The following is a 4599-nucleotide window of genomic DNA, read 5'->3' as shown; positions in this document are numbered from 1 at the left end:
CCGCGCGCGCCTGCTGAACGGGCGCGCCCCGCACCATCACGAAGCGTGAACCTGCGGCCGCGGCCGCCGGCGCGAGCCGGCGCGCGCGCGGCGGACGTGTACCCGTCTGTCCGGAGGACCGATGTCCAGGAACTGGAAGCTCGCGCGGCTCGTGGCCGCGCTGACGCTCCTCCCCGCGCCCGGCGCGGCGGAGGAGCCCGCGGCGGAGCCGCGGACCGAGGTGCTGCTGGAGGAGATCGTGGTGAAGTCGCGGCGCGAGCCGCGCGCCGACGGGCTGGAGGTCCGCGAGGTGCGCGAGACGCCGGCCCGGGACCTGGGCGAGGCGCTCGAGCAGGGGCTCGGCGTCGGCAAGGTCCGCAAGGCGGGGATCGCGAGCGACGTGGTGCTGCGCGGCCTGAAGCGGGACGACGTGAACGTGCTGGTGGACGGCACGCGCACGCACGGCGCCTGCCCGTCGCGCATGGACCCGCCCGCGTTCCACCTCGACTGGGCCGAGGTGGACGGGGTGGAGGTGCGGCGCGGGCCGTTCGACGTGAGCCAGCCGGGCGGGCTCGGCGGCGTGGTGGACGTGCGCACCCGCGGCGCGCGCCCGGGCCCGGGCGCCGAGGTGAACCTGGGCGCGGGCTCGTTCGGCGCGACGGAGAGCAGCGCCGTCGCGTCGTACGGCGGCGGGCGCGCCTCGCTGCTGCTGGGCGGCGCGTTCAAGCGGAGCGACCCGTACCTCGCCGGCGACGGGCGGAACATCACCGAGGTCATCCCGGCGACGAGCACCGGCCGCTACCGGGACACCTCGGATCACCAGACCGCGTACGACGTCCGGAGCGGCTGGGCCAAGGTGGGCCTGGTGCCGGCGGAGGGGCAGCAGCTCGAGCTCGGCTACACGCGCCAGGAGGCGGACGACGTCCTCTACCCGTACCTGCTCATGGACGGCATCCGGGACGACACCGACCGGGTGAACGCGACCTGGCGCGCCGGCGCGCTCGGGCCGCTCGCCTCGGCGCGGGCGCAGCTCTACTGGACGCGGGTGGCGCACGACATGGACGACCGCGACCGCTGCAGCTCCGCGGCGGACCCGGCCGCCTGCGCCGGCGGGCTCGCCGAGGCCTGGTCGATGCGCACCGAGGCGCGCACGCGCACGCTGGGCGCGAAGCTGGAGGCCGGCCTGGGCGTCGCCGGCGCGGCGCTCGAGGCGAGGATCGGGGCCGACCTCGTCGTCCGCAACTGGGACAACGAGACCATCCGCGTGCGGCGGGCCATGCCCGGCCAGCCGTACGTCGGGGAGGCGTCGATCCCCGACGTCACCCAGACCACCGGCGGCGTCTACGCCGAGCTGCGCCGCGCGCTCGCGCCGTCGGTGCGCGCCACCGCCGGCGCGCGCCTCGACGTGGCCGAGTCCTACGCCGGCGTGGACCGGCGCGACTTCTACGCCACCTGGCGGCCGGACAGCTCGCCGGAGCGCTCGCGCACCGACCTGCTCCTCGCCGGCAACGTCCAGCTCGACTGGGACGCGGCGCGCGGCCTGACCGTGTTCGCCGGGTACGGCCACGGCACGCGCCTGCCGGATCCGCAGGAGCGCTACATGGCGCTCGCCGGCCTGATGGGCAAGCCGGCGTGGGTGGGCGATCCGTCGCTGCGCCCCACGCGCAGCGACGAGCTGGACGCGGGGCTGCGCTTCACCGCCGACCGGCTGCTCGCGAAGGCGCAGGTGTTCCACGCCTGGCTCGCCGACGAGATCACGCTGGTGCCGCTCGCGCTGCCGAGCGGCGCGACGGCCAAGACCTACGCCGGCGTCAGCGCGCGCCGGGTGGGCGGCGAGGCCTCGGCGCGGCTGGCGCTGCCGCTGCGGCTCTACGCCGGCGCGGCGGTCGCGTACGTGTGGGCCCGCAACGAGACCGCCGGGACGCCGCTCGCCGAGATCCCGCCGCTGCGCGCGAGCGCGTCGCTGCGGTGGGACGACGGGCGCTTCTTCGCCGAGGCGGAGGAGCAGTGGGCGGCGCGGCAGGACCGGGTGGACCCGGCGCTCGGCGAGCGGCCCACCTCGGCGTGGTTCATCACGAACCTGCGCGCCGGCGCCGAGTGGCGCGGGCTGAAGGCGTTCCTGGGCGTGCGCAACCTGCTCGACAAGACCTACGCCGAGCACCTGTCGTACCTGCGGGATCCGTTCGCGGCCGGCGTGAAGGTGCCGGAGCCGGGGCGGACGCTGTACGCGAACCTGCAGTACGCGTTCTGACGGGGCTGCGCCCCGCCCCGCGGGCGGACGCACCGCACCGGGCCGCTCTCGCCCTCACCGGCGGGAGCGGCCCTCCGCGGCGCGGCTACCGCGCCGTGAGCGCGTCGGCCGTGACGAACCGGGGCGCGATGTCCACCGGCAGGTCCTCGATGCGCGCGAGCGCGCGGGCCACCTCGGGCCGCACCACGCCCAGCTTCTCCAGCATGGCCTTCGCCGCGGCGCGGTCGCCCTTCGCCTGGATGGTCATGATCTCGCGCGTGAGCCCGGCGATGGCGCCGCGCATCTTCGCGCCGTCCACCGCGAAGGTCCCGTCCTTGCGCGCCACGATCGCCCCGTGGTCGAGCAGCCAGTTGATCTGGATGGCCATCCCCTTGCCGTGGGCCTCGTTCAGCCCGAAGCGGATCGACCGGAACGCGCCGCACAGGAAGGTGGGGTAGAGCGTGTCGCGCATGCGGCGGTCGAGCTTGCCGTCGTCGAGCAGCTTCTCCAGCGCGAACAGCCCCGCCACGTCGGCCTTCGCCTCCTCGAGCGCGCTGTAGGTCTCCGCCAGCGCGGCGCGGACCGTGACCTCCTGGCCGTCCACGGTGGCGTGGTGCGGGCCGAGCCCGTGCACCAGCTCGTGCATGAGGATGTGCGTGAAGAACGGGTCGAACGCGACGTGGGCCCGGTCCGCCGGCGAGAGCAGCCGCCTCGCCACCGGCAGCAGCACCTTCTGGAACTTCGCCTCCTGCACGTTCTTCAGCATCACCCGCTTCGACCCCATGGTCTTCGTGACCCACTCGTCGTTGGGCAGGTTGTAGGCCGCGGTCTGCACGCCCTTGGCCGCGTCGCCGCCGGCGTAGATCTGGTTGATCACGCGGATGGGCGCGAGCGCGCCGATCTTCGGGTTCTTGAAGGCCGCGTCGATGGGCAGCGCGTCCTCGATACCCTGCAGCTCGGCGGCGAAGCGGGCCACCTTCCTGGTCTCGGCCTCGTCCCGCACGCCGATGAACGCCTCGAACGCCGCCTTGGCGTTGAACCAGCCGTCCTCGTACACCTCGTACGGCCCGATGGTCGGCTCCACCGCGGAGTCGAGGCGCATCCAGGCCACGTCGGAGTCGCGGTAGGCGTTGCCGACGAACGCGGCCGCGCGCGCCTCGAGGAAGGCGCGCAGCCCGGCGTCCTGGGTCGCCGCGGCCGCCTCGCGCAGCAGCGCGGCCGCCCGCGCCAGCTCGCCCTGGTACTCGAGGCTGTACGGCACCGCCACGAGCTTGCCGGCCGCGTCGCGGCGGACGGTGGTGAAGAAGCCCATGGCCCGATCCTTCTCCTCGGGCGCGAGGCCGGCGGCCCAGCGCTCCACCTCGTCCCTGGTGGCGCCGGCCGGGTAGAGGTTCGCCTGCTGCGGCTTCTCCGGGACGCCGGGGAGGAAGGCGCGGTCCTCCTCGAGCCGATCCCACGGCCCCTTGTTGCGCAGGAACAGCCGGAGCCGCGCCTCGCCGAGCGGGCTGCGATCCTCGAGGAGCCGGAGCAGCAGCGCCTCGTTGCCGGCCCACACCTGGCGCAGGAACAGCGCGTCCATGATCCGGCCGGCCTCGACCAGGCGGGCGAGGACGGTGCGCTCGGACGCGGGCAGCTTCGAGAGATCCACCTTCAGGTCCACCGGCGCGAAGCGGGCCTCGGCGCGGCGGAGCGCGGCGACGCCCGGGGGCGCGGCCTCGGCGGCGCGCGCGGCGACCGGCACGGCGGCGGCGAGGACGGCGAGCGAGGCGAGCAGCGAGGTGAGCGGGTTGCGGACGGCGTTCATGCGGTCTCCTCCAGGAGGTCCCTGTTCTACACCGGGGCCGCGCCGGCGGGCGGGCGGGCGGGCGGCCGCCCCGGCGAGGTCGGGGACCGGTCACCTTGACCTGCGCTCGGCCGCCGTCCTCTACTGGCGGCGTGCCGCTCCCGGACCCCAGCATCGGCCTGCTCGTCCTCACGGCGCGGCAGGGCATCCGCGAGGCGGTCGGCCCGCGCGCGGGCCGGCACCGGCTGACCGTGCAGCAGTACTGGGCGCTGTACTGGCTGCTGCACGAGCCCGGGCTCGCGCCGGGGACGCTCGCCTCGGCGATGCTGCTCGACGCGCCGGCCGGCTCGCGCCTGGTGAGCGAGCTGGTGAAGCGCAAGCTGGTGGAGGCGCGGCCGGACCGCGACGACCGCCGCCGCACGCGGCTGTTCCTGAGCGCGAAGGGCGAGCCGCTGGCCCGCCGGGTCGCCGAGGACGCCGCGCGCTACCACGCCGAGTCGCTCCGCGGCATGGAGCCGGCGGAGGTGGCGGCGCTCCGCTCCGGGCTGCGCAAGCTCATCGAGAACCTGGCCGCGCTGGCCGCGGCGCCCGCGGACGCGGGCGCCGG

General features: G+C 75.8%; 3 protein-coding genes. 2 read left to right on the top strand and 1 reads right to left on the bottom strand.

All coding sequences use genetic code 11. The annotated features are described in order from the left end of the window. Positions 1 to 121: 121 nt before the first annotated feature. The gene (locus tag PSR1_RS21860) at positions 122 to 2230 is read left to right on the top strand and encodes a TonB-dependent receptor (RefSeq protein WP_059439457.1); all 2109 of its coding nucleotides are present in this window, start codon (positions 122 to 124) and stop codon (positions 2228 to 2230) included. A gap of 85 nt (positions 2231 to 2315) precedes the next feature. Here the strand turns inward: PSR1_RS21860 and PSR1_RS21855 are convergent, their stop codons facing one another. Further along, positions 2316 to 4013 (bottom strand): DNA mismatch repair protein MutT, encoded by a 1698-nt coding sequence (locus PSR1_RS21855; protein ID WP_059439456.1) that lies wholly within the window; start codon positions 4011 to 4013, stop codon positions 2316 to 2318. A gap of 131 nt (positions 4014 to 4144) precedes the next feature. Between PSR1_RS21855 and PSR1_RS21850 the strand changes: the two genes are divergently transcribed. Further along, positions 4145 to 4599: MarR family winged helix-turn-helix transcriptional regulator (locus PSR1_RS21850; RefSeq protein ID WP_059439455.1), on the top strand; the 455-nt coding region annotated here is incomplete at its 3' end.

Origin of the sequence: Anaeromyxobacter sp. PSR-1, assembly GCF_000964525.1 — a bacterium.
GTDB lineage: Bacteria > Myxococcota > Myxococcia > Myxococcales > Anaeromyxobacteraceae > Anaeromyxobacter.
This window is presented reverse-complemented; position numbering and strand designations above follow the sequence as displayed.

Bases quoted from the DNA above. Each gene is read 5' to 3' on its own strand.
- PSR1_RS21860 (WP_059439457.1), top strand. From the start codon at position 122: ATGTCCAGGAACTGGAAGCTCGCGCGGCTCGTGGCCGCGCTGACGCTC.
- PSR1_RS21855 (WP_059439456.1), bottom strand. From the start codon at position 4,013: ATGAACGCCGTCCGCAACCCGCTCACCTCGCTGCTCGCCTCGCTCGCC.